This is a genomic window from Steroidobacter sp. (assembly GCF_036406195.1).
In the GTDB taxonomy this organism is placed as follows: Bacteria; Pseudomonadota; Gammaproteobacteria; order Steroidobacterales; family Steroidobacteraceae; genus Steroidobacter.
Window position 1 is genome coordinate 100,723 of the sequence record NZ_DASWVW010000019.1, and the last position, 25,290, is coordinate 126,012.

A 25,290-nucleotide genomic window follows, 5' to 3' on the forward strand; every position below is an offset into this window, starting at 1 on the left:
ACCCGTGTCGATCAGTCGGCTTCTGCGCCCCCGCAGTGTGGCGGTCGTCGGCGCGTCCGCGACACCCGGATCGTTGGGCGCTGGCGTGCTGGCGAATCTCACGCGATTTCGCTTCAGCAATCCGCTGCACCTGGTAAATCCTCGCTACGACAAGATCGGCGACCGCCCTTGTGTGCGCTCGATTGCGGAGCTGCCGGATGGCATCGACTGTGCGGTGCTGGCGATTCCGCAGGCACATGTGGCGGATGCCGTCCGTGCCTGCGTCGAAAAGAACATCGGCGGAGTGATCGTCCTCGCCGGCGGCTTTGCCGAGGCGGGCGAAGAGGGCAAGCGCGCGCAGGAACAACTCGCCGAGATCGCGCAGCGTGGTGGCATCGCTCTGCAGGGTCCCAATTGTTTGGGAACGATCAACTATGTCGATGGCGTGCCGCTGATGTTCGGCGTGGCGCCCTTCGCAGCGTTTGGGGATCGCAAGGGCGTCGCTGTCGTTTCGCAAAGTGGTGCGATGGCCTCGGCAGTGCGCGTTGCGCTGCTGGCGCGCGGTATTGGCGTGTCGTACTCCGTGTCGACCGGCAACGAAGCGTCATTGGGTGCGGAGGACTTCCTGGAGGAGTTCATCGCCGACCCGCACACGCAGGTGATCGCGATGTTGATGGAGCAGATCCGTCGGCCCGCGAGGTTCCTGGAACTGGCCACGCGCGCACGCGAGGCCGGCAAGTTCGTCGTCTTGCATCATCTGGGACGTAGTGCGGCCGGCCGCGAAGCGGCCAAGACTCACACCGGCGCGTTGTCCGGTGACTATTCCGTCATGGCTGCGCAGGTGACGGCGCGCGGTGTCTGTCTCGTCGATAGCCTCGAGCTGCTGATCGATGTTCCAGAACTGCTGATTCGCATGAAGCAGCCGCTCGCTGCTGGCGGGACAGCCATTGTCGGCGAATCCGGCGCTTTCAAGGGCCTCGCGTTGGATTTCTGCGAGGCGGTGGGGTTGGAGCTGCCGCCGTTGTCCAAGGCGACGCATGACGCGCTTGCCAGCCAGCTGCCGGTGTTTTCTCCGCCCAGCAATCCGCTCGACCTCACGGCGCAGGCAATGAGCGATACCGGCATGTATCGCCGAGTGCTGGAGCAGATCTCCCACGACCCCGCCTTTGGCAGCGTCGTGATCACCATATCGCTGCCGAGCGCGGAGTCGGCCAATCGCAAGGTGCCGTTGATCGTCGATGCGCTGAGCTCGCTCGACGGCAACCAGGGCGTGGTCTTCGCCATGTTGGGCGAGGATTGTCCAATTCCCCCGGAGCACGTGGACGGGTTGAGGAGCACGGGCACACCGTTCTTTCGTTCGCCGGAGCGGGCGTTCAGAGCATTGGCGGCTGTGAAGCGACTTGCTCGTTGGTCCAATGTGACATCGACGGCTGCAACACCGGCCGCTGCGCGTGGCACGGAAGCGCCGCTCGAGCCCGGGACAGTTCCCGAATATCGTGCCAAGCAGTTGCTGGCGCGGCATGGCTTGAAAATGCCTCCGGGTCGACTCGTCGGCTCATTGGAGGAGGCATTGCAGGCCGCCGCAGAAGTCGGATTTCCGTTGGCACTGAAAGCACAGTCGAGTCAGCTGCCGCACAAGTCCGAAGCTGGCGCGGTGGCGCTCGATATCCGCGATGCCGCTTCGTTGCGCTCGGCTTGGGACAAGATGAAACATCGCCTGGCCGAGCGAAGCGACGTGACGCTCGATGGAATGTTGCTGGAGCGCATGAGCGAAGCCGGGGTCGAGTTGATCATCGGTGCGCGCAATGAAGGCGGCTGGGGTCCGGTCGTCATGGTCGGGCTCGGTGGCATCCTCACGGAGTTGCTGCAGGACGTGGTCCTCATTCCCGCAGGCGTGGGGCGTGCGCAGATTGAGCGTGCTCTGCGCTCGTTAAAGGGCGCCAAGTTGTTTGACGGCTATCGTGGATCAGCGCCTGCGGATGTCGATGCGGCCATCACCGTCGTGGAAGTCCTCAGCGCGTTGCTGCTCCAGCATCCGGAGATCGTCGAAGCCGATCTGAATCCCGTCAGGATTCATCCGCGGGGGCAGGGCGCGACCGTGCTCGATGCGCTGTTCGTAGTGGGCAAGTCATGAGTGCGCAAGCATTGCCGAGCGCAGCACCGATCGAAGTCTGGCGCGGTTGCGCCAATGCTTGGGAGTGCGATCACATCGGCCATCTCAACACGCGTCATTATGTGGCGCGTGTCGAGCAGGCGCTCGCCGGTCTGGCGCGGCATCTCGGCCTCGGCAATGTGAACGACAGTGCCGGTACGCACCAGTTGCTAGTCAAAGGACAGCACATGCGATTCCTGCGCGAGGCGCGTGCTGGCGCGGCCCTGCATGCGACGGCTCAAGTGCTCGACTGGCGCCACGACGAAGCGGATGTTTTGTTTCTTTTGCATCATTCGAACCTGGGCCAGATGGCAGCAACGTTCCGGTTGACGATCGCTTACGTAGAGCGATCCAGCGGCCGGCCCGAGCCATGGCCTGAGCGAGCCACGCTGGCCGCTGGCGCATTGCTTTGTGAGGCGCCCAAGGAAGCGAAGCCTCGTAGCATTTCGCTCGATAACGTCGATGTCAGCGCTTCATTGGAGCGTGCGCGGCAGCTGGGAATGCGCATGACCGGCATCGGCACGGTCATGCCGGATGCCTGTGACGCGCACGGCAACTGGCGGCTTTCCGCATTCATGGGGCGTGTTGCCGACAGCATTCCACACCTGAGGAATGGTGAGTGGCGTGACGTGCTGGCACGCACGATGCCGGGCGGACCGTTGCGAGTCGGCTCGGCGCTGATCGAGTTTCAGACCGTGCACCTGCGCTGGCCGAAGGTGGGCGATGGTTGTGAAGTGCGCTCGGCGCTCGCAGGCTGCACCGATCGCGTCACTCATTCTTCACACTGGTTGCTCGATCCGGAATCCGGTGCGCCCTGGGCCGTCGTCAGGACTGTGGGCATCGCGCTCGATCTGGATGCTCGGCGGTCGATATCGTTGACCGCCGAGGCCCAGGCCGCTTATCGCGCGGCTAGCGTGGCAGACTTGGTGTTGTAAGCGGCGCCTGCTTCTTAAGATGGAAGATCTCGCGCGCTTCCTCGGGCGTTGCGACCTCTAGATCCAGGCACTCCAGCAATCTGCGGGCGCGTTCCACCAACTGCCCGTTGGTCGCGAAGACACCGCGCGACAGATACAGATTGTCCTCCAGGCCCACGCGGACGTGGCCACCCAGCAACGCCGTGTGCGCCAGCATCGGCATCTCTTCCGGGCCGATGCCGAACGCCTGCCAGATGGCGCCGGGCGGCAGCAGGTTGCGCTGATAAAGCAGCGGCTCGATGCCGCTCGGCGCGGTCCACTTCACTCCGAACACCATCTGGAACAGTGGCGGGCCCTCGATCAGCCCTTCCTCGATCAGCTGCCTGGCGAGCACGATGTTGCCGGCGTCGAACACTTCCAGCTCGGGCTTCACGCCCAGCTCCTTGAAGCGCTTGGCCATCAGGCGCATGGCATGCGGCGTGTTCATGTAGATGGCTTCGAAGCGGCCGTAGTGACGGTTGCCGGCGGTGATGTCGAACGAAGCCAGCTCCGGCAGATTGCGCTCGACGTGGCGCATGCGGCTCGGCACCGGGTAGATCTTGGAGTACGGCCCCGGGCGGGATTCGTCTTCGGGGTCCGGCACGAACAGTGCGCCCATGCCGCAGGTCAGGTTGAGGACGATGTCCACGCCGCTGGAGCGCACGCGATCGACCACTTCGTCGAACAGCCTTGGATCGTCCGAGCTCATCCCGGTTTCGGGATTGCGCACGTGGATGTGAGCGACCGAAGCGCCTTCCTTGGCGGCTTCCAGACAGGCATCCGCGATCTGCGCCGGCGTGATCGGGATGGCGGGATGGCGCGGGTGCGGACGCCCGCCGCCGGTAACGGCACAGGTCAGGACGACTTTCCGGCTCATTGAGATGCTCCTGGAGAAGTGACTAATGATGGGTGATGACTGCTCGGAAGGGCTGCTTCCGCGGTCGGCTCGGGTCATAAGGTTCTGTCATGTGCCTGGGCCCTTTGACAGATCCGGGTTATCAGTCTAACTTAGATCAGCCTAGCTGATTACACTAGCGGATTGCCAGGGCGGATGAAAGTATTCGCTGTATCCGCTACGGGTATTCGCCAGGCGGCAGCGGCTTTGCGCCGGCTCGAGGAACTGGTGCACGATGGGCACTTGGGTTCCGCGGCAGCTTTTTCACCCATCGATTCGAGGCATCGCTCGTCATGACGGCCATTCCGCAACGTCTCGCGCCACGCGACTTCCGCAAACGGCTGCTCGCTCGCGAGCTTTTGATCGGCACGTTCTGCAAGACCCCGACGTCGCATGCGACGGAGATCCTGGGCTCGCTGGGATACGACTTCGTCATGCTCGACGAGGAGCATGCGCCCTGGACGCGGCAATCGCTGGAGGTCGGCTTTCTCGGCGCGCGCGCTTTCAACATAGCGGGGCTGGTGCGAATTGCACGGCCGGATGCGAGCAGCATTCTTTCGGCGCTGGATGATGGAGCGATCGGCGTCATGGTTCCCCATGTCTCATCCGTAGAGAAGGCGCGAAACATCGCTTCCTGGGCGCGCTACAAGGGCGGCACGCGCGGCTCTGGCGTCGGTCGCGGCGGCGATTACGGCGGCCGGCCGATGCAGGCTCACTATGAAGCGTCCGATGCGACCACCACGGTGATTGCCATGATCGAAGATCGGGAAGCGATCGAGCAGATCGACGATATCGTCGCGGTCGAGGGCATCGATGCTTTCTTTCTCGGACGTGGCGATCTTGGCTTGTCGCTGAGCAACGCGACTGGCCCCGCACCGAGCGTCGACGAGGCCGTGAGTATCGTTGCCAAGGCGGTGGTGAAGAGCGGCAAGGCACTGTGCGCCGTGACGCAGAACATGGCCTCGGACGACGCGAAGAAGATGCTCGATCTCGGCGTCACGGGGTTGATGGTGGCCAGCGACCACGGCTTGCTGCGTTCGGGCGCCCTCGCGCAACTCAATCATTTCAGGAACCTGGTGAAGCCTGGTTAAGAGCAATGGCACTTGGTTAGCGCCCTGCAGTGGTTGGCGGTTAGCGGTTGGGCGGCTCGGAAAAGAAAGCTTTTTCAGTGCCTGCGGCGCTTGAAGAAGTGTTTCTGCCGGCCTGGCGCGCATGAAGCTGAACTCTGCCCAGCCGCTGGCGCGGCGTGGAGGAACAAATGTGTCCGGGCCGGCTTCGAGCCACGAATAAGCCCTTACGTCAGCAGGCCGCGCGGCTTGGAAACGAAATCCTTCCGAGCCGCCCGGGGACTGAGGGCTTCTTAGAGCCCCAGCAGTTCCAAAGGATTGCGGGAGACCATCTTGTGGATGTCCTCGTCCGAATAGCCCAGGCCCATGCAGATCTTGATCACGTTGCGGAACCCGAGCACCGGATGGTCCGCGCCCTGTTGACCGAGATCCGACGCCAGAATGGTGCGATCCACCGTGCCCGCCTTGATCAACCTGTCCAGGTCCTCGGGCGGAAACGGATCTCGCTTTCTGCGCGGCACCGGGATGAACATGCACAGCGAATGCTCGATGTACGCGCCCATCGCCACGAACTGTTTGATGTCCTCGTAGGTGGCATCGACGATGAAGCTGGGATGATTGACCAGCAGGCGCTTCACGCCGCGCTTCTTCGCCTCCTCGAACACCGGGAAGATCTCCGAGACGTGACAGTGGCCACCGGCGAGGATGATGTCGTTTTGCGCGATCAGATCGAGGATTTCCTTGACCTCGTCCTTGACGTTGCCATTGGCGTCGATCGGCGTGAGTTGATCGATCGGCAGCAGCTTCTTTTTCGTGTGCGGAAAGCCGGCCCGGATGCCGTAGCGGGATTCGCAGTGGTTCTTCGACGAGAAGGTCGGCAGCCACACGAGCCTGGCGCCGAGCGCGATGCCGTGATCGACCGCGTGCTTGTTGAAACCGCCCAGCGCGTTGTTCAGCGGCACGCCGGAGAACATCTTGATGTTCAGATGTCCATACGCCTGGTTGAGCATCTCGGTGACGGGAGTCGCCGAGTAGTAGTGATCCTTGATCAGCATCGCGCGGAAGCCTGCGGCAGCCGCTTCCTGCATGGCTTCGATGTGATTCATATCGCGCGCCATGACGGAGGGGCCGGAGTGGCAATGCATGTCCACGGCTCCGACGAGCAGCTTCGAAATGCGATCTTCGAGCGCCGCGTCTGTGCTTCCAGGTTGAAGATTCGCCGCCATGGTTCCCCCTCGCATTCTGCGTATCGGCCCGCTCGATTCTGGTCAAACCTGGCATCGCTGTCCAATAGCCGGCCCGATAGAGGTCATAGCCAAAGGATGTGACTTTGATGGATTTCGCACAGCTCAAGCGCTTCATTGCCGTGGTCGAGGGCGGCAGTCTCGGCAAGGCGGCCGAGACTCTCAACCTGTCGCAACCGGGGTTGAGCAAGAGTATCCATCAGCTGGAGGCGCATTTCGGCGAGCCGCTGCTCTACCGCGGCACCAAGGGCGTAACGACGACGGAGCTGGGCAAGGCCGTCTACCGGCGCGCGAAGCGCGTGCTCGCCGAATGGCATCAGCTGGAGAACGAGCGTGCTGCCATCTCGGGCGGCCTCACAGGGCACGTCACGGTTGGTGTTGCCCGCGGCACTGGGTTCCTGGGGAGGGTGATTCCCGCGGCCAACGCCAAGTTGTCGCAAAGTCGTTATTCCGTGCGTCTCTCCGTCGTGAGCGGAGTCGCCGAGGAACTGGTGCCGGCGCTGCAACTCGGCGAGCTGGATTTCGCCATCGCGCCGCTGGATGCCATCGTCGGTAAGCCGGATCTGGTGGGAGAAACACTGTTCTACGACCGCTGCGGCCTGTTCGTCGATGCGAACCATCCGCTGGCCCGCGTGGGCGCTGTCAGCATCGAACAGCTCACGAAATATAGCTGGCTGTACTCGGCGGATGTCCTTTCTTACTACGATGCGCTCTGCGTTCTAGCGCATAGTCGTGGCGTGCAGCCTCGCGCGACGACCATCACCAGCAACTCGGTCATCTATCTCAATGCCTCGATCATCGGCAGCGAATTCATAGGCATTCTGTCGATGGATTCGGTGGAGGATCAGGTGATTGCGGGAAAGCTGCTGGAAGTGGTGTTGAAGCCGTCGCAACGCGCGCAAGTGGCGACCGCGGCGGTGGAGCGGCCGATGGGTTTCTTGATGCGCGCTGATTCGCACTTGTCCGAGCTGGCTCGTGTACTCCAAAAAGAAATATATGAACTTTGCCCTACGCTCGGATATCCGCTGCTGCCGCGGCGTAAGGCTGCGCGGCGGGCCAACGGATAAGAGGCCGTCAATCGCCGGGCGGCTCGGAGGGGCGGCGCGCAAGCGACGATGAGCAGCACGCAAGCGCCGGCGCCGGTACTGGCGCTGGAAATCACGTTGAGAATCACACCAGCAACAGCCCGGCGAATGGCCAAGCCATAACGACTCGCTATGGGTCGTTGATCAACGGCTAATAGACGGCATGTCCTCGTGCGCTTGAGAATGCGCGCGGTCAAAGGCAGCACCACGCATGTGGACGGAAAGGGGCACGTGGCCACGAATTGGGTTTTTCAGGGGCGTTGCTGGAAGTTCGGCGACAACATTCCCACCGACGCTCTGACACCGACGCATGTGATGTTCAAGACGCCGAAAGAAATGGCGGCGTTCGTGCTGGAGACGGTGAATCCGGAATTTCCCAAGAAGGTCCGGCCGGGCGACATCCTGGTGGCGGGCCGCAACTTCGGCTGTTCCTCGGGACGCGCGTTGGCGACCAAGGCGCTGGCGGCGACCAACATCGGCGCGGTCGTGGCGGAACAGTTCTCCCGCACGTTCTATCGCAATTGTCTGGAGATCGGCTTGCCGTTGCTCGAGGCGACCGGTGTGTCCGCTCTGGTCGACGATGGCGACGAAGTGCGCGTCGACATCAAGGTCGCGACCTTCGAGAACCTCACCACCGGCAAGTCTCTGCAAGGCACTCCGCCGTCGCAGTTCCTGCTGAGGATGCTGGAAGCGGGCGGACTGATTCCGCTGCTGAAATCAGGAAATTTCCCCGGCGCGAGCGCGCGGTGAGCTACCCATGCTGAAGATAAATCCCCAACGTAAGAAAGAATTTCTCGATCTGATGGCGCGGCGTGGCTGGGACATGCTGCTGTTCTACGGCGATACATGGCGCAAAGAACATTTCCGTTGCCTGGTCAGCGTGTGTTTCACGGGGCCGCAAGCAGCCGCGTTGCTCACCAAAGAGGGCGAAGTTCGAGCGGTCGTGACTCATCCGTGGGACGTTGAGCCGGTGAAGGAGGGCACGGGTGGTTCCGTGACCTATGTGCCTCGGCTGGTCGATGGTCTGAAGAAGCTGTTGCACGACGCCGGCAAGGCGGTCGTTGCCGTCAACGGCCTCGAACAGATGGAAGCACGCTTTGCTCGGACCGTGAAAGAGATGTCCGGATCGGCTCCCGCGTCCGCAACTGCGGATGTCGAAGAAATCCGCCGCGTAAAGACGCAGGAAGAAATCGAGTGGATTCGCAAGGCCGCCGATCTGGCCGATCGCGGTTACGAGCACTTCGTGAAAGTGGCTCGGGCGGGAATGACGGAGTACGAGCTGGTCGCTGAAGTGGAAGGCTTTGTCAAAGCCCACGGCGCCGAAGACAACTTCATGCTGGTCGCCTCGGGAGGCACGGAGATGACCGGGATGAAGCCGCCCACAGAGCGCAAGATCCAGGTCGGCGACTCTGTGATCACCGAGCTGACGCCGCAGATCAATGGCTACTACGCGCAGATCTGCCGCACGCTCGTCATCGGGCCGCCGTCCGAGAAACAACTCCAGTCATACGCAATTTTCGCGGAGGCACAGCAAGCGGCCCAGGACCTGCTGCGTCCAGGGGTCGACATCTCGGATGTGGCTCGCGTGCAGAACGACGTGTTCCGCAAACATGGCTTCGGGGAATACACCGGAGCGCAGTACACGCGCGTGCGCGGCCACAACCTGGGGTTGTATCCCGACGAGTTGCCGCACGTGCTGGAGAACACGCATTACACGTGCAAGAAAGACATGGTGATCATTTGCCACCCCAACACCTACCTGCCGCTGTCCGGATACATGGTGTTCGGTGACACATTGCTGGTGACCGACACGGGGTGCGTGTCGCTGAGCCGCACCGAGAAGAGGCTGTTTCAGGCATGAAAAGAGGACTCGTCAGTTGGGACAGGAACGAGCTGCCGGTCGAGGAAATGTCGGCCCGGCTCGATGCTGTGCACGCGCTCGCGCGCAACAAGAGCGTCGATGCGGTGGTGGTGTACTCGGACGTCTGGCGTTCGAACGACGCGCGCTACGTGTCGAATTACATGCCTTACTGGAACCGTGCGTTCATCGTCACGCCGCTCGGGGAGAAGCCCATTCTGCTGTGCGCGCTGTCGCCCCGTGTCTATCCGTGGATAAAGACGGTGACCGTGCACGAAACCATCGTCGCAAGCCCGAGCCCGCCGGCTACGCTTTTCAAGCTGAGCGCGGAGCGCGGCTGGAAGCGGGTGGGCGTCGTCGATCTGGACGGCTTGCCTGCGGATCTGCACGAAGAGTTGACCGCGGGAAAAATCGAAATCGTCGATATCCCTCGCACTGAGCTGCGGCCGGCACCCACCGCTGTCGAGGTGCGGATGCATGCGAACGCTGCTCGAATGGCACGCGAGGTACTCGAACGGGCGCTCGCTACGGCAGGTGCGCGCACCGACCACGAACTCACCGGCCTGCTCGAGCGCGATTTGCGTCATGCCGGTGCGGAGGACGTCGTGGTCCTGGTGTCCGATGGTGAGGGACCGCCGATTCCCGCGGAAGGTCGCCCGGTCGGCCCGAATACATCGGTCGTCGTGGCCCTCGAATACAACGGCCATTGGGCGAAGGTCACGCGCAACCTCGCGGGTGTGACATCGAGTCTGACCTCGCCCGGTGAAGCGACGCAGCTGCGCGAGATCCTCTCGGGACCTTACTCGTGGGAGAACGCGGAAACGGCCGCTGATGCGGAAGCCACCGCAATCATCTCGCTGCAACTGCAGATCGCCGCGAACGGCCGACAGTTCTATTACGGCGATACTTGTCTGCAGAACAAAGAAGGACTGCGCGTGCTATGAGCACTCCCATGAACATGGTGGAGAAGATCCTGGCCCGCAAGAGCGGCCAGAAGAGCGTCGCGCCGGGCGATGTGGTGCTCGCCGACGTCGACCTGATGTTGATGCACGACCTCAGTGCCAACTTCGTCATGAAGGTGTTCGAGAACGAGATGGAGGGGGCGAGCATCAAGGACCCTTCCAGGCTCGTGTTCGCCTTCGATCACAACTTTGCTCCGGCCACGCGCGAGGCGGCCGAAGCGCTCGCGGCCGTGCGCAGGTTTGCCAAGAAACATAACGTGAAGAACGTGTTCGACAGCGGCTGCGGCAGCCTTCATCACGTGATCATGGAAGCGGGCCTGGTCGCCCCCGGCATGATCGTGATCGGCTGCGACTCGCACTCGCCCGTCCATGGCGCGCTCGGCGCGTTCGGCACCGGTGTGGGCAACAACTCGATGGCTGCGCTCGGCTTCACGCAGAGCAAGGGATGGTTCAAGGTCCCCGAGACCATCAAGATCCACTTCCACGGCTCGCCGATGAAGACGGTTCAGCCGCGCGATATCTCACAGTTCCTCGTCGGCAAGCTCGGCGAGGACGGCGCCATCTACAAGGCGTTGGAATATGCAGGTCCCTACATCGAGTCGCTCGATGTGCACGACCGCGCCCTGTTCCCGCTGCAGGCGATCGACGTTGGCGGCAAGTGTGGTTTCGTGAATCCGGACGACAAGACCTTGCGTCACGTTCAGCAATTGCTCGAGGTCCGGCCAGACGCGCCTGCATTCGAGCTGCTCACCAACGATCCCGGTTGTCGTTACGTGGATGTCATCGATATCGATGTCAGCAAGATCGAGCCGCAAGTGGCTTGTCCGCCCACGGTCGGCAATGTGAAGCCCATCGACGCCGCGGTCGGCACTCCGATCAACGTCGCCGAGGCTGGCGGTAGCACTGGTGGAAGGTTGAGCGACATTCGCGCTGTGGCCCGTTACGTGGCCAACAAGCGCATTCATCCGGACGTTCGCTTGCAGATAGTGCCGGCATCGCGCGAGATCTATCTCGCCGCGCTCAAGGAAGGTCTGTTCGAGACCCTGCATCTGGCAGGCGCGAACATCTTCCCGCCGAGTGCCGGCTCCAACCAGGCTTTCAACATGGGGGCGCTGGCGGAGGACGAGGTCATGGTTTCGACCCAGGCTCGCAACTTCCCTGGCCGTAATGGTCATCCCAAAGCCCGTCACTTCCTGGCCTCCGCACTCACCGTGGCGGCGTCGGCACTGACAGGAAAAATCACCGACCCGCGGACGCTGGAGGTCCAATGAGTCAGACAATCGCGGAAAAGATTCTCGCGGCAAAAGCCGGCGTCGCTCGCGTTACGCCGGGACAGATCGTCGATGCCTATCCCGACCTGGTGATGAGCCACACGGCGACGTGGCGCTCCGTCAGTGTCATGAAGAAGATCGGAGCGAAGAAACTCTACGATCCGAATCGCCTGGCCATCGTGCTAGATCACATCTCGCCGGCGAAAACCGAGAAGTACGCCGCCGACCAGCAGACCTCGCGCAACTTCGCGCGCGAGTACGGCATCGAGAAGTTCTATGACGTCGACGCCGGCATCGCACATCTGGTGCTGATGGAAAACGGGCATGTGAAGCCCGGCGACCTGATCGTCGGCACCGATTCTCATTGCACGATCTACGGAGCGATGGGCGCATTGGGATCTGGCATCGGCTACACGGAGGTCGCGTCCGTGTGGGTGACCGGCAAGCTGTGGATGAAGGTGCCGACCACCATCAAGATCACGCTGAACGGGCGCTTCGCCGGCGGCGTGAGCGCCAAAGACCTGATGTTGCATCTCATCGGCACGCTCGGCGCCGATGGCTGCGGCTACAAGTCGGTGGAGTTCTACGGCAGCGCCTTGCCGGAGATGAGTATCTCCGAGCGCATGACCATGGCCAATCTCGCCATGGAGATGGGCTCCAAGTGCGTGTTCATCCCTCCCGATGGGAAAACCAGCGAATGGTTGCTGCCGCGCCTGAAGGATCCGGCCAGCTATAAGCCCGTGACCGCCGACGAGGGTGCGGTTTACGAGCAGAGCATCGAGGTCGATCTGAGCAAGCTCACGCCGATGATTGCGTGTCCTCATCAGGTCGAGAACACCAAGCCGATCACCGAAGTGGTGGGCACTCGAATCGATCAGGCGTTCCTCGGTTCCTGCGCGAACGGCAAGTACGAAGACCTTGCCGTGGCCGCCGACATCCTGAAAGGGCGCAAGATCGATCCCCGCGTGCGCTTGATCGTCACGCCCGGATCGAAGCAGATCATGCTGGAGGCGATGCGCACCGGGGTGCTCGCCACGCTGATTGAAAGTGGCGCGTTGGTGACGAACCCCGGATGTGGTGCCTGCGCCGGCGACGGCGGCATGATGGCCGATGGCGAAGTATCGCTTTCCACGGCGAACCGCAATTTCGTGGGCCGCATGGGAAGCAACAAGAGCAGTATCTATCTTTCCAGCCCGGCGACGCTCGCGGTCTCTGCGCTCAAAGGCGCAATTACCGACCCGCGCGAATACTTTTAAGGAGTTCGGGATCGGGCATCCTGCCACGACCCTCACGCTGCTGAGGAAAAAACGCGGTTTTTTTCCTCGCAGCCGCCGCCTGCGGCGGCGGGGCACATCCCTGTGCCCAGGGTGGGTGCCTCATGCCTTGGAGCGGCGGGCTGATGCGAATGTACTTCTTATCTGATCTTTGGGCGAGGGCGAGATGCAAGACAAGATTACCGGCCGAATCTATAAATTCGGCGACAACGTCAACTCGGACATCATCATCGCGGGCCGCTACCTGATCTATATCGATCCGGTGAAGCTCGCGGAGCATGCGTTCGAAATGCTCGGCGAAGGCTTTCCCGCCAAGTTGCGCAGCTTCGACATCCTGGTCGCTGGCCGCAACTTCGGATGCGGTAGCGCTCGCGAGCAGGCTTCCACGGCCATCCAGGGCCTCGGCATCAAGGCGGTCGTGGCTGCTTCTTTCGCACGTACCTTCTATCGCAACGCCATCAACGACGGGCTGCCGATCTTCGAATGCCCCGAGTTGTACGAGGCCGTTGCCGAGGGCGATGAGATATCGATCGACCCCGCCAGGGGCCGCATCTCGCACGCCAACAAGGAATATGGGTTCCCGCAGATTCCCGAGTCGGTCGCGAAGATCCTGCAGTTGGGCGGCCTGGCAAACTATCTGAAATCGACGCTCGATGCGGGGAGCGCGCCTCGGTGACATCCGTGTACGACAAGTCAGATCCGCGTGCATCGTTAATAGTGCCGAAGGGCAGCGCGCAGTCCGGCACGACCGTGGTGCCGGCGTCCTACGGACGTTTCTATCAGGACAGCCCGGTCGATGACGATGCCAACGGTCGCGGTTGGTACATCCGCGGTCAGAACTTGATCGTCCACTGGATCGAAGCGAAGCCGGGTGCGACCTTCTCGCGCTCCGCGCAGGTCGACGAGTACATGATCGTCGTGCCCGACGACAACACGCCTTATGAGGCCGCGGCGAACGGCGAGTCGGTGCGCGGTGACGGCTTCCAGCTGCTCATCGTGCCGCCGGGGGACAGCAAGATCAGCTTGCCCAAGGGCGGCAGAATCGTTCGTCTGTTCTCGACGCAGTCCGCCGACCTGTGTGCCAAGTGCGCCAATGCGGCGACCTATGCGCAGCCCGATCCATCGCAGCCTCTGTTCAAACCGTGGCCAGCGCCGCCCGCAGGTTACAAGCTGCGGCACTACGATCTGGCGCGAGGCGAGCGGGCGCCGGGGCAGATCGGCCCGATGTGGCGCTGTACGACCATCATGGTGAGCTTCCCGCCCACCAGTCGCCGCGCCCGCGACGCCAGCAAGCTGTCACCGCACAGCCACTACGATTTCGATCAATGTTCGCTGGTGTTCTCGGGCAACTACGTGCATCACCTGCGCTGGCCGTGGAGCTCCAACAAGAGCGAATGGCGGGACGATGAGCATGTCGAGATCGGCGCGCCCTCGGTGACCCTGATTCCTGCTCGGGTCATCCATACTTCGGAAGCCCAGGTGCCCGGTCCGGAGGGCAATCGCATGGCCGATATCTTCGCGCCGCCGCGGCTGGATTTCTCGCTCAAGGAAGGCTTGGTGAGAAACGCCGACGAATATCCAATTCCGCAGGAGCTATTGCCGAGCGAAGCAAAGAGCTGACGCGGTCAGGCCGGCATCGCTGCATCCGACCGCAGCGATGCCCGGTATAACTCTCAGTCGACTGTCTCAGCCGCGCCCGACGAACGGCATCTTCGTCGGCAACAACGTCGTGAACAGCATGTTCGCTTCGATCGGCAGATTGGCCATTTGCAGCACGGCTTGCGCCGCGAGCCGGGTATCCAGCTTGGGAATGGAGCTCGGGTTGGCCGTCGCTCCCGAGGCGCTTCCGCCAATCTCGCTATCGATCCTGCCGACGTCGATCTGGCCACAAGCGATGTCGAAGTCCCGCGCGTCGAGCGCGATCGATTTGGTGAGCCCGGTCACCGCATGCTTGGTGGCCGTGTAGGCAATCGAGTTACGGCGCGGCACCTGAGCGGAAATCGAGCCGTTGTTGATGATTCGGCCGCCGCGCGGCGTCTGATTTTTCATGATGCGCACGGCTTCCTGAATACACAGGAACATACCGGTGAGATTCGTGTCGATGACGGACCGCCAGATATCGATCGACAATTCCTCGACCGGCAATTCCTGCCCGCTGATGCCGGCATTGTTGAACAGCAGGTCCAATCGGCCGAATGTCTCGAGCGTGCGCGCGAACAAGTTGCGCACGGAATCCTGGCTCGTCACATCCGTCTGCACGGCGAGCGCACGTGGCATAGGCGTCGCGTTACCCGCCTGTTGCTGATGTTCCTGGCTGGCTTGCTGAATCGCCTGATCGAGACGATCCGCCCGACGCCCGGCAAATACCACATTCCAGCCATCCGCAAACAATGCGATGGCGGTTGCCTTGCCGATGCCGCTGCTGGCGCCCGTGACGATGGCAATCTTAGGTGTTGCGTTATTCATGCAGCGATTGTACGCGCCGTGCCGCCGAACGGGGCTGCGGGCGATATCAGGTTGGCAAATACAGCCAATACAACGCATGCCATTGTCCGATCCGGGGCCTCGGGTCGAACATGCGCCTTCTCCGTTACAGAAGCTGATTGAACAAGGGGGCGCAGAATGACACAGCGGTCGCTGGAGCAACTACTCGCGGAGGCCGGCAATCCGGTAACGTTGCTGCGCAACTCGCAGCTTGGCGCCTACGTGTATCCGGTGGTTCCCACCGAATTCAGCAACTGGCGTACCGAGCAGCAGGCCTGGCGCAAGAGCGCCGTGCTGTTCGATCAATCCCATCACATGGCGGAGATCACGCTCAATGGGCCGGACGCGCTCAAGCTGTGCTCCTACACCACCATCAACAGCTTCAACAATTTCGCGCCGGGCAAGGCCAAGCAGATGGTGCCGATCAGCTACGACGGCTACGTCATCGGCGACGGCATTCTGTTCTACCTCGACAAGGACGAGCTGCTGTTCGTGGGCCGCGCCCCGACGGTGAACTGGCTGCAGTTCCACGCCGAGACCGGCGGCTTCAAGGTGGACTTCATTCGCGACGATCGCTCGCCGTCGCATCCGAACGGCAATGCCGTCAAGCGCCGTCACTATCGCTATCAGATCCAGGGCCCGAAAGCGGCGCAGGTGCTGGAGAAGCTGAACGGCGGACCGCTGCCCGACATCAAATTCTTCAACTTCGGGCCCATCAACATCAAGGGCCGCCAGGTTCTCGCGCTTCGCCACGGCATGGCCGGCGAGCCCGGTCTCGAAATCTGGGGTCCCTACGAGCAGCGCGACGAGATCCGAGCGGCCATTCTCGAAGCGGGCAAAGATGTCGGCATCGTTGCGGTCGGCTCGCGCACCTACGCGAGCAACACGCTGGAATCCGGCTGGATTCCTTCGCCGCTGCCGGCTGTGTACACCGGCGATAGCATGCGCAAGTATCGCGAGTGGTTGCCTGCGAGCGGCTATGAAGGCACCGGCTCGATCGGCGGCAGCTTCGTCGGCAGCAAGATCGACGACTACTATCTCACGCCGTATGAGCTGGGTTATGGCCCGTTCGTCAAGTTCGATCACGATTTCATCGGCCGCGAGGCGCTGGAGCGCATGAGCCCCGAGCAGCGCGCACGCCGCAAGAAAGTCACATTCGAATGGCATGGGGACGATCTGGCCAAGGTGTTCTCGTCGCTGTTCGACCGGGATCGCGAGCCCTGCAAGTTCTTCGATCTGCCCATCGCCAACTACGCTTCGTCTTCCTATGACAGCGTGCTGTCCAACGGCAAGGTGGTCGGCTTCTCCATGTTCACCGGCTACAGCTTCAACGAGCGCTGCGGTCTGTCGCTGGGCGTGGTCGATTCGAACGTGAACGTCGGCGACGAGCTGACGCTGGTCTGGGGCGAGGAGCAGGGTGGCACGGCCAAGCCCACGGTCGAGCGTCATCGCCAGTGTGAAGTTCGCGTGCGCGTTTCGCCGGTGCCGTATTCGCAGGATGCGCGCGAGGGGTATCAGCAGGGCTGGAGAACCCGGAAGGAGTGATTCTCCCGCGCCCGCGCCGATCCCGGCGCGAGCACATCGGTCAGCTATTCACCGCATCCATCGGAAGGATGCGGTGCTTGATTTCTCTCCTCCCCATCATCGCCGCTCCCTCACCCCAACCCCTCTCCCAAAGGGAGAGGGGCTAAAGAAACACTTCTGGCTCCCTCTCCCAAAGGGAGAGGGGCTAAAGAAACACTTCTGGCTCCCTCTCCCAGGGAGAGGGGCTAAAGAAACACTTCTGGCTCCCTCTCCCAGGGAGAGAGGCTAAAGGAACATCTTCTGGCTCCCTCTCCCCTTGGGGAGAGGGGCGGGGTGAGGGGTGGGAGAGGACCGGTGTCTCCATGACTCGAACCATACCTTCACGCGAGATCCCCAATTATTAAGGTAAGTCCGCGCCATCGAGCGGGCGGCAGCCCATTCCGACCGTCCAACTCCCAGAAATAACCGTTGGCCAGCGCCATTGCGAGGGATAGGCGTTGACAAATTTCTTATTTGGGAATATTTCTCTATTAAGATAATCGGATCTTGATTGGGCCGCTTGAGGGTCCGATTGGCAAATTTTACTCGCCGCCACCGCCGTGACCCGCCGAGTAGGGAGGGAATTCGCCGCATGGCTGCCGGGCCGTGCCGCGTGGATCAGGCCAATAATGGGGAGAAAACACATGAACGTACGGCAGATCGCACTTCGCAGCAGCCTGTCAGCGTCCGTCGCGGGCATGGCCTTGCTTGCCGGCGGGCAGGCATTTGCGCAGACCGCTTCCAAGACTGAGCAGACCGATGGGCTGGAAGAGATCGTCGTCAGCGGCTCGCGCATCGAACGCGCCGGCTTCGATCAGCCCACGCCGACGACGGTGCTGGGCGCGGATGAAATTCAACGCTCGGCCCGCCTCAATCTGCAGCAGTCTCTGAACGATCTACCGCAGATGCGCAACTCGGTGTCGCCGAATCAGTCGATCGGCAATACTTCAGCTGGTACTGCGCCGATCGAGTTTCGCGGTCTTGGCATCGACCGCACGCTCACCCTGCTGAACGGACGCCGCTTCATTGGCGACAACAACCTCAACTTCGTGCCGTCCAACCTGGTCGAGCGGGTCGAGATGGTCACCGGCGGTGCCTCGGCGGCCTGGGGCTCCGGAGCGGTGGCTGGCGTCGCGAACATCATGCTCAACAAGGATCTCGAAGGTGTCACGGTCAGTGCGCAGACCGGCAGGTCGTCGCGCTCGGACGGCGAGCGCCATGCCTTTGACGGCTCTTTCGGCACGCACTTCGCCGGAGGCGCCGGCCACTTCATGATCGGCGCCGAATATGTGAACGACAAGGGCATCGGCGTCAGCGGCCGACGCGATCGGCCGTGGTATGGCGCCGACCTCGTCATGGTCGACCAGGATGCCGCGGGCAATCCGGTGTTCGAGCTGCAACCGAACGTAGCCAATCTGGCGCCGCTCACTTACGGTGGGACCATCTTGAGCGGCGTGCTCGCCGGGCAGGTATTCGATCCCGACGGCAGTGTGCGTCCCGGCGAGGCGTCGGACTTCCCCAATCTCTACAACACGTTGATCGTCGGCAGCCCGCTGGAGCGTCTCAGCAGCTATGCGCGGGTGTCCTATGACATCGCCGACAACACGACTGTCTGGGCCGACGTGGTGTACGGCCGCACGGATGTGGATCAGCTCTTCGTGCCGGAGCTCACCCTGCTGGCGTTCCCGGTTTCAGCGACCAATCCGTTCCTGTCGCCCGCGATCCAGCAGCAGCTTGCGGATGCCGGAGAGGACGTCTTCCTCATGGGCCGCTTCTCCCGCGACGCGTTGTTCCTGCGGTTCGATGCAGTGCGCGAGACCAAGGAAGCGGCGATCGGCATCGAGGGCAACTTCGCCGCCGGCTGGAAATACGACGCTCATTTCAGCCATGGCGAGCTCGACGATCGACAGAGACTCCACAACGCCATGATCACCGGCAACTTCCTGCGCGCGATCGATGCGGTCGAGGTGGGCGGTCAGATCGTTTGTTCGGTCAACGCCGATGCCGATCCAACCAATGACGATCCGGCTTGCGCGGCGTTCAATCCGTTTGGCGAAGGCAACTTCTCGCCGGCGGCGCGCGCCTATGTGTCCGGCACACAGATGTCGAATGTGGTCAGAAAGCTGGATTCCGGCGCGTTCCGGGTGCAGGGCGACCCTCTCCAGTTGTGGGCAGGTCCGCTCGCGATCGCGTTCGGCGCGGAGTGGCGCAGGGAAGAGCAAACGGAGGACATCGGCGCACTCGATGCGGCGGACGCATTCTCCACGCCGGTCGTCAGCAACACCCCGTTGGAGGGCAGCTTCAACGTCAAGGAAGGTTTCTTCGAAGCCTTGGCGCCGCTGGTGGACAACGACGCCCTCGAGCTGCACTGGAACGGCGCTGCCCGCTATTCGGATTACAGCCTGAGCGGCGGCATCTGGTCCTGGAAGCTCGGCGGCACCGCCCGCCTGTACAAGGATGTGCTGTTCCGTGTGACTCGCTCTCGCGACATTCGCGCCCCGAACATCTCCGATCTGTTCGCGGTCAATACCATCAACGTCCGGCCCGTGGACGACAACGATCGGGAAGGCCGCAACCATCCGGGCTACGATCCGAATCCGTCACCGGTGATCTTGAGCGGCGGCAATCGGAATCTGGTGCCCGAAATCGCCAGGTCCTGGACCGGCGGCGTGACCTTCTCGCCCTCGTTCCTGTCGGGATTCAACTTCTCGGTCGACTACTTCGACATCGAGATCGCCAACGCCATCACCGTGCCCGACGTGGCCGATGTCACTGCCGCCTGTGCGGCGGGCGATGCCGGCGCTTGCAGCAGTGTGATTCGCGACGAGACGGGAACGATCACGAGAATTTCCATCATCTCGCAGAACATTGCCTCATTCGAGACGAGCGGCTTCGATTTCGAAGCTACCTACCGGTTGCCGGTGGTCAGCGGCTCGCTGAGTTTCCGGGCCCTGGCGACCTACGTGGACGAGCTGATCTTCAATTTGGGCACCAATGTCAGGAACACGGCGGGCAGTGTCGGCGATCCCGTGCCCGCCGGCCTTCCGAAATGGCGCGGCACCCTCAGCGCCGCGTACCAGACCGATGCGCTCACGGTGGATGCGCGCATTCGCTATGTCGGTGGCGGCGATTTCAACAAAGCGCAGAATATCGTGAACCCCCGTATCAGCGCCCGTACTTACGTCGACCTGGGGGCGGATTTCACGATCTTCGACAACTACACCTTGTTCGGCAGAGTGAGCAATCTCTTCGACGAGGCCCCGCCGTTGATCACCACGACATACAGCCCGCACTACGATGTCGTTGGTCGCTACTACACGGTTGGCCTGCGCGCGAGCTTCTGAGGCTCGGCTAGGGTTGCTCGGATCTCGGATCAGGCGGCGCCATCGTGGCGCCGCCTTCATCGAGACCTCTAATCGACCGTACTCGTGGCCGGCAAATCGAATTCGCCTTGCGTGCGAAACCGCATGCTCCTGAAGGCCGGCCCGTGGAGCTTACCTTTCATTTCATAGGTGATCGTCCCTTTGCCGTCACCCTGGATCACGCCGACTGCCTGCCGCACCATGCGGAACGCCGAGACTGTCACCGGCACGCTGACGATGGTCTCGCCGAATCGTGGCACGCTTCCGGCGGCGTCGCTGACGCCGGTAGCAAACGTCTTTCCCTGCACGTCCATCTCGACCGCCAGCCCGTTGTAGTCGACGGGCGCATCGTTGGGATTCTGCACTCGTAGCTTCACCAGCATGCGCAGCTCCAGCCCCTGGCCCTGAAGGGGTTCGATTCCAGCAACTGTCACCTGGAGGGGATCGCGGCCCGGAAGGCTTGCGCAGCCTGCGCACGCCAGCAGCGCGAGCGCAATGATCAGGGTGCAGCGTTGGAGGATCATGTCATGGCTCCGCAGTGACGGGTGCAGACGCCATTCTATGCTCAGATCGACCCTCAGCCGCGATCCGGATCGAGCACAGCATTCTCGACCTTGAGCCAATTGCTCCAAGGCATCAATGCCTTGAGCGATGGGGCGCGCTGGAGCGCCACAAGGTTGCAGTCGTGGTCCAGCCCAAGATACACACTGTCGAACCATCCTCGGATTGCGTGGTCGGGCGTGTGCTAATTTGTTACACAATGACGGTTCCGTTTACCGGCCGGGGTTTCAAATGAGCGAAATCTACATCAGCACCGACGTCGAAACCGACGGCCCGATCCCCGGTCCGCACTCCATGCTCAGCATCGGCTCGGCCGCGTACACGGCCGACAAGGTGCTCGTATCCACCTTCTCCGCAAACTTGGAAACATTGCCGGGCGCGCAAGCGCATCCGAAGACGGCGGAGTGGTGGGCCACTCAGCCGCAGGCGTGGGCAGCGTGCCGCAAGGATCTCGAATCGCCCGAGGCGGCCATGACGCGATATGTGGCCTGGATCAAATCGCTCGATGACAAACCCGTGTTCGTTGCCTATCCGGCGGGCTTCGATTTTCTGTTCGTCTATTGGTACCTGATCAGGTTCGTCGGCGAGAGTCCGTTCAGCCACTCCGCGCTCGACATCAAATCCTTCGCCATGGCCGTGCTCAAGACCGAGTTCCGGCAGAGCACGAAAAGAAACATGCCGAAACGATGGTTCGACGAGCTGGCGCACACCCACGTCGCGCTGGACGATGCGATCGAGCAGGGCGCGTTGTTCTGCAATATGCTGCGTGAAAGCCGCTTGGAGCAAAGTTGACCGGCTATGCGAGGGGCTCGCAGGCCCCACGGAAAACGTTGCGTCATGCTCCTGCATGGCTTTCCGAGTTGGCGTACCCCTGGCCAAATCCAGTTGTTGCCGCTCTCGCGCTCGCTTGCACGTTGTCATCACGAACTTGGGTGTATCAAGCGATCGATGAGTGCACACCGGCCGAGCGGAGCACGCCGTGAGTTATCGAGAGATCGTACTCACTTCTTGCCAGTGGTCTCGATGATGGCCTGCAATTCCTTTACCGCGATCAGGTCCTTGTCTCGTCCCATCGCTTGCTTGGCGGCAATCAAATCTTCGACCGAGATGATTCGGCAGCGCCGTCCGAAGAGCTCGATCTCGACTGACGCATTGCGGACGCGCTCGAAATCTCCGACACCCTTGATGGAGCCGAGAAGATCGACTGGGCCCAGATCGGTTTCCAGATATAAGTTGTTGAGAGGAGTGCCTGGGTCGGGATTGTCGAGGAACGAAATCTTCTGGCTGGTGAAGCGGTGTTTGGGGTGCAGGTCGCGGAAGATCTCTCTCAGGCGCGCAATGGCCTCCGGGCTGAGAATGGCGCATACGTCGAGGTCGCGCGTGACGAGCGTTGATCCGTGCAGCATTCCGGCAAAGCCGCCGACAACGACGAAATCGATCTGCGCGTCGCAGAGGCGCTCAATCAGTCGGTTCAGTTGTGCCACGTAACTCGCGTCCGACGCGTTCGAGTTCCAGCGCCAGTTCGAGCGCTGCTTGATGTTGTTCCGCCCGTTTATCGTACGAGTAGCCGAGGCTCACTTCGATGAGGCTCAGGTCTATTCCCGCTTGCGCGGCTTCTGCGAGAACGGGTGACATGGACTGGCAGACCCCTCGAAAGGTGGCAGGGCCGGGGAGATTCGAACACCGACCACTTGGTTCGAAGTCAAGTACGCTGGCTCGCTGCACCATGGGAAGTTGAGCCATTTCCGGGCATTTTGCCGACTGGGTTGGTCAGCTGCAAGTCACTGCCGACTCTCGCTATCGAACAGTCATCGGTGATCGCAATCGCGCCGTGCCCAGGTTTCGATCAGCCTCCTTGCGGCTTTTTCGGTATTGCGCGAGGGTCATTCGGACGTACCGATAGAGTGCGTGAATGCCGAAAGCTGACGATACCAGCGGACGCGCGCAGCACTCGCCGAACCGCGGCCGGAACGCTACAATGCCCGTTCCGCGCCCGTAGCTCAGTTGGATAGAGTACTGCGCTTCGAACGCAGTGGTCGGGAGTTCGAGTCTCTCCGGGCGCGCCATCCCTCCGCTTCTGCTCAATAAACCTCCGTGCTCATATACCTGAGCCCGGAGTCGATGAGAATCGTAGCCACGGTGGCGTCAGGCCCGAGGCGCGCGGCAACGCGCAGTGCCGCGATCACATTGAGTCCGGTCGAAGTGCCGCCAAAAATGCCTTCCTCGCGTGCCAGGCGGCGGCACATTTGAATGGCTTCCTCGGTCGTCGCCGCTTGTATCTCGTTCACATCTGCCGGCTGCCAGGCTGGCGGAACGAAGCCGATGCCGATGCCTTCGATCTTATGCGAGCCCTTCGGCTGGCCGGACAGCACGGCGGATTCGGACGGTTCGCTTGCAACGACATGAAGGTTGCGATTGCGATCGCGTAGAACGTTTGCGACAGTTGAGTGAATGCGCGGAGCCGACCGACTGCACGAACGCGTCGACCCTGCCGCCCGATTGCTGCCAGATCTCTTCTCCCATCGGGTAGTAACCGCACGCCGCATCGGCATTGTTGAGCTGGTCGAACCACCAATGGTTCGGTTCCTGGCTGATCCGTCGCGCGGCATCCATCATTTTTCTGATCAACGCTTCGGTGATTTTTCCGCCGTCGCTCGGAATGAGCGTCACCTCTGCACCGAAAGCCCGACAGGTTCTCGTCTTCTCCGCACTGAAGGCGTCCGAGGTAACGATCTTGCAGCGATAACCCTTGGCGGCGCAGACGAACGCAAGTGATGCGCCGGTTGAACCGCCCGTGTATTCGACGACAGTGCCGCCGGGCTGCAATCGTCCGTCTCTTGCGGCCGCTTCGATGGCCGCTTTCGCCATCCTGTCCTTCATGTTGCCGGTAGGGTTTGCGCCCTCCAGCTTGAGTACGACGCATGCCGACCCGGGCGGCACGAGCTTGCGGAGCTGGACCAGGGGCGTATTGCCGATCGAGTCGAGAATATTCGCGCTGGCCTGCGGCGGCGAAATGAATGTTCGAGCGGTCATGGATCTCTCGTCTCCACGGATGGGGTCGGGAGAGGATTGTTGAGGAAATCCGTGCGCTGCTGGGGTACGAAATCCGGACCGGTCAGCGGCGAGCGCGAACGGCAGCGGTCGTGGCGAACAGATAGCGATCAAACCACTCCGGGAAGCGACGCTTCAGCGCTTGCGGACCGCTGACCTGCAGACCCATACGCCGCGCCTCGGCAAAGGTGACGTCACCACGCCACCATGCGACCAGCGCTGCGAGCGGCGTAGTGACGCGAATCGGCTCCGGGAACCCGGGATTGTGAGTGCAGATCGACGCCTCTGCGGGACTCAGCAGCAGATACCGCGGCCGGCTCTTGCCGATGTCCAGCCTGATGACCAGCGGATGCTTGGGAAGCGCTTCGAAGCGGACGCGTCTTTGCATATCGACCAGCAGCGGCTCGAGATCGAGGTCCTCATCGACCGCGCGGCGCGGCAACCAACGCTGGCCCCATTGGCCCAGCGCGCTGACCAGCGTGAAAAGTTCTTTGCCGGCGTCGGTCAGCTCGTATTCGGGGCCCTTGTTTCCGTCGACGCGGCTCACGACTCCAGCTATCGCGAGCGATTGCAGGCGTTCGGAAAGCATCGTGCGCGAGATGCGGGGGATACCGCGGCGAATGTCATTGAATCGTCGGCTGCCGCTCAAGAGCTCACGGACGACGAGCAAGGTCCATCTTCCGCCCAGCACTTCATTGGCTCGCGCCACCGAGCAGAACTGGCCGTATCCTGTCATGAGCCAATGCTATCACTCGTCCAATTCGAAGCGTCGACGCTCTGATTCGAAGGTTGGCGCCATCCGAAATGGATCAAGTGTGGACGTGTGAGAACGAGCGCTGGCTCACTCCCGCAAATGCGTGTTCGCCGTGTAGCTCAGGCTGACGCGCCAGCCGCGGCCCTTGGTGGGTTCGGCGACAGAGGCGTGGGCCTCGGACGAGTCGCCGTCCCAGAAGGCGACCAGGGTGTCGTGGTGGGACAGGGTTGCGCCGGCATCTGTCATCTTCTTGCGATGGGTGGGCGAGGCGAAATCGTAGGAGGGCGAGCCGCGCTCACGGCTGACGCGTTTCTTGAGGGACGCATAGAGGGCGGCCGCATCGGCTTCGTCCCTGGCTTCGAAGATATAGCCGGCACGAAACAGCTTGCCGCCATCGCAGGCGTAGACCACCAGCGCCTCGCGATCCAGCTCACGGGTGAGGAAGGCAAACTGGTAACCAGAGGGCAGCTCGCCATCGAAAGTTTTCGAACCCCGGGCGGCCTCCAGAGCGACAATCCGGTCGCAGGGCGTGCCGAACTCGAAAGCGCGAAAATCGGTAGCGCGGGCCGGACCGGCCAGCAGGGCGGCGCCCGCGACAACGGCGTGGATCAGGAGGGCACGGGCGCGCACGGCTTGGCTCATCGGCGGTTACTCATCGGCAACAGGCGGAAAGTACCAATGTACCGTACGGTAGACCGTTCTGCCTGCCGGATTGTGAATTTGATCGGCCGGCAGCCCTCCCTTAAGGGCCGGACCCGCTGGATCGTGGGCGGGC

The 25,290-nt window shown here is 62.1% G+C and carries 24 protein-coding genes and 1 tRNA gene; 15 read left to right on the forward strand and 10 right to left on the reverse strand.

Annotation, left to right across the window (positions count from 1 at the left end; translation table 11 throughout):
• The first annotated feature begins 4 nt into the window (after positions 1-4).
• Positions 5-2,113 (forward strand): acetate--CoA ligase family protein, encoded by a 2,109-nt coding sequence (locus tag VGE08_RS08585; protein WP_331067451.1) that lies wholly within the window; start codon positions 5-7, stop codon positions 2,111-2,113.
• Positions 2,110-3,066, forward strand: coding sequence for an acyl-CoA thioesterase (locus VGE08_RS08590; RefSeq protein WP_331067452.1), 957 nt, complete (start codon positions 2,110-2,112; stop codon positions 3,064-3,066). The genes VGE08_RS08585 and VGE08_RS08590 overlap by 4 nt, the downstream gene beginning before the upstream one ends.
• Here VGE08_RS08590 and VGE08_RS08595 read toward each other — a convergent pair.
• The gene (locus tag VGE08_RS08595; protein WP_331067453.1) at positions 3,041-3,961 is read right to left on the reverse strand and encodes a 3-keto-5-aminohexanoate cleavage protein; all 921 of its coding nucleotides are present in this window, start codon (positions 3,959-3,961) and stop codon (positions 3,041-3,043) included. The two genes, VGE08_RS08590 and VGE08_RS08595, sit on opposite strands and share 26 nt — an antisense overlap.
• A 311-nt stretch (positions 3,962-4,272) precedes the next feature.
• Between VGE08_RS08595 and VGE08_RS08600 the strand changes: the two genes are divergently transcribed.
• The gene (locus tag VGE08_RS08600; protein WP_331067454.1) at positions 4,273-5,070 is read left to right on the forward strand and encodes an HpcH/HpaI aldolase family protein; all 798 of its coding nucleotides are present in this window, start codon (positions 4,273-4,275) and stop codon (positions 5,068-5,070) included.
• Between the two features lie 269 nt (positions 5,071-5,339).
• On the opposite strand, the gene VGE08_RS08605 is transcribed toward VGE08_RS08600, so the two are convergent.
• Positions 5,340-6,272 (reverse strand): DUF6282 family protein, encoded by a 933-nt coding sequence (locus VGE08_RS08605; RefSeq protein WP_331067455.1) that lies wholly within the window; start codon positions 6,270-6,272, stop codon positions 5,340-5,342.
• A 107-nt stretch (positions 6,273-6,379) separates the two neighbouring features.
• Here VGE08_RS08605 and VGE08_RS08610 point away from each other — a divergent pair, with 107 nt between their 5' ends.
• From VGE08_RS08610 to VGE08_RS08645, 8 genes are all read left to right on the forward strand, one after another.
• Positions 6,380-7,357, forward strand: coding sequence for a LysR family transcriptional regulator (locus tag VGE08_RS08610; protein ID WP_331067456.1), 978 nt, complete (start codon positions 6,380-6,382; stop codon positions 7,355-7,357).
• Positions 7,358-7,606: 249 nt separating this feature from the next.
• A complete protein-coding gene (locus tag VGE08_RS08615) occupies positions 7,607-8,125 on the forward strand; it encodes a 3-isopropylmalate dehydratase (RefSeq protein ID WP_331067457.1) in 519 nt (172 codons plus the stop codon).
• 7 nt (positions 8,126-8,132) lie between these two features.
• Positions 8,133-9,236, forward strand: coding sequence for a Xaa-Pro peptidase family protein (locus tag VGE08_RS08620; protein ID WP_331067458.1), 1,104 nt, complete (start codon positions 8,133-8,135; stop codon positions 9,234-9,236).
• On the forward strand, positions 9,233-10,177 hold the full coding sequence (locus tag VGE08_RS08625; protein WP_331067459.1) for a hypothetical protein: 945 nt from the start codon (positions 9,233-9,235) through the stop codon (positions 10,175-10,177). Before VGE08_RS08620 ends, VGE08_RS08625 begins: the two co-directional genes overlap by 4 nt.
• Positions 10,174-11,466: an aconitase/3-isopropylmalate dehydratase large subunit family protein gene (locus VGE08_RS08630; protein WP_331067460.1), complete on the forward strand. Its 1,293-nt coding sequence runs from the start codon at positions 10,174-10,176 to the stop codon at positions 11,464-11,466. Before VGE08_RS08625 ends, VGE08_RS08630 begins: the two co-directional genes overlap by 4 nt.
• Positions 11,463-12,722, forward strand: a complete 1,260-nt coding sequence (locus VGE08_RS08635) for a 3-isopropylmalate dehydratase large subunit (RefSeq protein ID WP_331067461.1) — start codon at positions 11,463-11,465, stop codon at positions 12,720-12,722. The genes VGE08_RS08630 and VGE08_RS08635 overlap by 4 nt, the downstream gene beginning before the upstream one ends.
• A 184-nt stretch (positions 12,723-12,906) precedes the next feature.
• A complete protein-coding gene (gene leuD, locus VGE08_RS08640) occupies positions 12,907-13,416 on the forward strand; it encodes a 3-isopropylmalate dehydratase (protein WP_331067462.1) in 510 nt (169 codons plus the stop codon).
• A gap of 5 nt (positions 13,417-13,421) precedes the next feature.
• Positions 13,422-14,360 (forward strand): hypothetical protein, encoded by a 939-nt coding sequence (locus VGE08_RS08645; RefSeq protein WP_331067463.1) that lies wholly within the window; start codon positions 13,422-13,424, stop codon positions 14,358-14,360.
• A gap of 66 nt (positions 14,361-14,426) precedes the next feature.
• Here the strand turns inward: VGE08_RS08645 and VGE08_RS08650 are convergent, their stop codons facing one another.
• Positions 14,427-15,206 carry an SDR family oxidoreductase gene (locus VGE08_RS08650; RefSeq protein WP_331067464.1) on the reverse strand — a complete coding sequence of 260 codons (780 nt, stop codon included), beginning with the start codon at positions 15,204-15,206 and terminating at the stop codon, positions 14,427-14,429.
• A gap of 156 nt (positions 15,207-15,362) precedes the next feature.
• Between VGE08_RS08650 and ligM the strand changes: the two genes are divergently transcribed.
• Both ligM and VGE08_RS08660 read left to right on the forward strand, forming a co-directional pair.
• A complete protein-coding gene (gene ligM / locus VGE08_RS08655; protein WP_331067465.1) occupies positions 15,363-16,769 on the forward strand; it encodes a vanillate/3-O-methylgallate O-demethylase in 1,407 nt (468 codons plus the stop codon).
• A gap of 662 nt (positions 16,770-17,431) precedes the next feature.
• Positions 17,432-20,131 (forward strand): TonB-dependent receptor domain-containing protein, encoded by a 2,700-nt coding sequence (locus VGE08_RS08660; protein WP_331067466.1) that lies wholly within the window; start codon positions 17,432-17,434, stop codon positions 20,129-20,131.
• Positions 20,132-20,199: 68 nt separating this feature from the next.
• Here VGE08_RS08660 and VGE08_RS08665 read toward each other — a convergent pair whose 3' ends face one another.
• The gene (locus tag VGE08_RS08665; RefSeq protein WP_331067467.1) at positions 20,200-20,673 is read right to left on the reverse strand and encodes an LEA type 2 family protein; all 474 of its coding nucleotides are present in this window, start codon (positions 20,671-20,673) and stop codon (positions 20,200-20,202) included.
• 268 nt (positions 20,674-20,941) lie between these two features.
• On the opposite strand from VGE08_RS08665, the gene VGE08_RS08670 reads away from it, so the two are divergent.
• Positions 20,942-21,502, forward strand: coding sequence for a 3'-5' exoribonuclease domain-containing protein (locus VGE08_RS08670; RefSeq protein ID WP_331067468.1), 561 nt, complete (start codon positions 20,942-20,944; stop codon positions 21,500-21,502).
• Positions 21,503-21,711: 209 nt separating this feature from the next.
• Here the strand turns inward: VGE08_RS08670 and VGE08_RS08675 are convergent, their stop codons facing one another.
• Both VGE08_RS08675 and VGE08_RS08680 read right to left on the reverse strand, forming a co-directional pair.
• Positions 21,712-22,194: a nucleotidyltransferase gene (locus VGE08_RS08675; RefSeq protein WP_331067469.1), complete on the reverse strand. Its 483-nt coding sequence runs from the start codon at positions 22,192-22,194 to the stop codon at positions 21,712-21,714.
• Positions 22,169-22,345, reverse strand: a complete 177-nt coding sequence (locus VGE08_RS08680) for a hypothetical protein (protein ID WP_331067470.1) — start codon at positions 22,343-22,345, stop codon at positions 22,169-22,171. The genes VGE08_RS08675 and VGE08_RS08680 overlap by 26 nt, the downstream gene beginning before the upstream one ends.
• A gap of 354 nt (positions 22,346-22,699) precedes the next feature.
• Between VGE08_RS08680 and VGE08_RS08685 the strand changes: the two genes are divergently transcribed.
• Positions 22,700-22,776: transfer RNA gene (locus VGE08_RS08685), tRNA-Arg, on the forward strand.
• A gap of 15 nt (positions 22,777-22,791) precedes the next feature.
• Here the strand turns inward: VGE08_RS08685 and VGE08_RS08690 are convergent.
• The 4 genes from VGE08_RS08690 to VGE08_RS08705 form a co-directional block, all read right to left on the reverse strand.
• Positions 22,792-23,163: a pyridoxal-phosphate dependent enzyme gene (locus VGE08_RS08690; RefSeq protein ID WP_331067638.1), complete on the reverse strand. Its 372-nt coding sequence runs from the start codon at positions 23,161-23,163 to the stop codon at positions 22,792-22,794.
• A complete protein-coding gene (locus tag VGE08_RS08695) occupies positions 23,051-23,743 on the reverse strand; it encodes a PLP-dependent cysteine synthase family protein (protein WP_331067471.1) in 693 nt (230 codons plus the stop codon). Before VGE08_RS08695 ends, VGE08_RS08690 begins: the two co-directional genes overlap by 113 nt.
• An 82-nt stretch (positions 23,744-23,825) precedes the next feature.
• A complete protein-coding gene (locus VGE08_RS08700) occupies positions 23,826-24,497 on the reverse strand; it encodes a helix-turn-helix domain-containing protein (RefSeq protein WP_331067472.1) in 672 nt (223 codons plus the stop codon).
• Between the two features lie 105 nt (positions 24,498-24,602).
• Complete coding sequence (locus VGE08_RS08705; RefSeq protein ID WP_331067473.1) at positions 24,603-25,157, reverse strand: hypothetical protein; 555 nt, start codon at positions 25,155-25,157, stop codon at positions 24,603-24,605.
• Positions 25,158-25,290 lie beyond the last annotated feature (133 nt).

Coding starts and splice junctions, on each gene's coding strand:
- VGE08_RS08590 (WP_331067452.1), top strand. CDS start 2,110: ATGAGTGCGCAAGCATTGCCGAGCGCAGCACCGATCGAAGTCTGGCGC.
- VGE08_RS08595 (WP_331067453.1), bottom strand. CDS start 3,961: ATGAGCCGGAAAGTCGTCCTGACCTGTGCCGTTACCGGCGGCGGGCGT.
- VGE08_RS08600 (WP_331067454.1), top strand. CDS start 4,273: ATGACGGCCATTCCGCAACGTCTCGCGCCACGCGACTTCCGCAAACGG.
- VGE08_RS08605 (WP_331067455.1), bottom strand. CDS start 6,272: ATGGCGGCGAATCTTCAACCTGGAAGCACAGACGCGGCGCTCGAAGAT.
- VGE08_RS08610 (WP_331067456.1), top strand. CDS start 6,380: ATGGATTTCGCACAGCTCAAGCGCTTCATTGCCGTGGTCGAGGGCGGC.
- VGE08_RS08620 (WP_331067458.1), top strand. CDS start 8,133: ATGCTGAAGATAAATCCCCAACGTAAGAAAGAATTTCTCGATCTGATG.
- VGE08_RS08625 (WP_331067459.1), top strand. CDS start 9,233: ATGAAAAGAGGACTCGTCAGTTGGGACAGGAACGAGCTGCCGGTCGAG.
- VGE08_RS08630 (WP_331067460.1), top strand. CDS start 10,174: ATGAGCACTCCCATGAACATGGTGGAGAAGATCCTGGCCCGCAAGAGC.
- VGE08_RS08635 (WP_331067461.1), top strand. CDS start 11,463: ATGAGTCAGACAATCGCGGAAAAGATTCTCGCGGCAAAAGCCGGCGTC.
- leuD (WP_331067462.1), top strand. CDS start 12,907: ATGCAAGACAAGATTACCGGCCGAATCTATAAATTCGGCGACAACGTC.
- VGE08_RS08650 (WP_331067464.1), bottom strand. CDS start 15,206: ATGAATAACGCAACACCTAAGATTGCCATCGTCACGGGCGCCAGCAGC.
- ligM (WP_331067465.1), top strand. CDS start 15,363: ATGACACAGCGGTCGCTGGAGCAACTACTCGCGGAGGCCGGCAATCCG.
- VGE08_RS08660 (WP_331067466.1), top strand. CDS start 17,432: ATGAACGTACGGCAGATCGCACTTCGCAGCAGCCTGTCAGCGTCCGTC.
- VGE08_RS08665 (WP_331067467.1), bottom strand. CDS start 20,673: ATGATCCTCCAACGCTGCACCCTGATCATTGCGCTCGCGCTGCTGGCG.
- VGE08_RS08670 (WP_331067468.1), top strand. CDS start 20,942: ATGAGCGAAATCTACATCAGCACCGACGTCGAAACCGACGGCCCGATC.
- VGE08_RS08680 (WP_331067470.1), bottom strand. CDS start 22,345: ATGTCACCCGTTCTCGCAGAAGCCGCGCAAGCGGGAATAGACCTGAGC.
- VGE08_RS08695 (WP_331067471.1), bottom strand. CDS start 23,743: ATGACCGCTCGAACATTCATTTCGCCGCCGCAGGCCAGCGCGAATATT.
- VGE08_RS08700 (WP_331067472.1), bottom strand. CDS start 24,497: ATGACAGGATACGGCCAGTTCTGCTCGGTGGCGCGAGCCAATGAAGTG.
- VGE08_RS08705 (WP_331067473.1), bottom strand. CDS start 25,157: ATGAGCCAAGCCGTGCGCGCCCGTGCCCTCCTGATCCACGCCGTTGTC.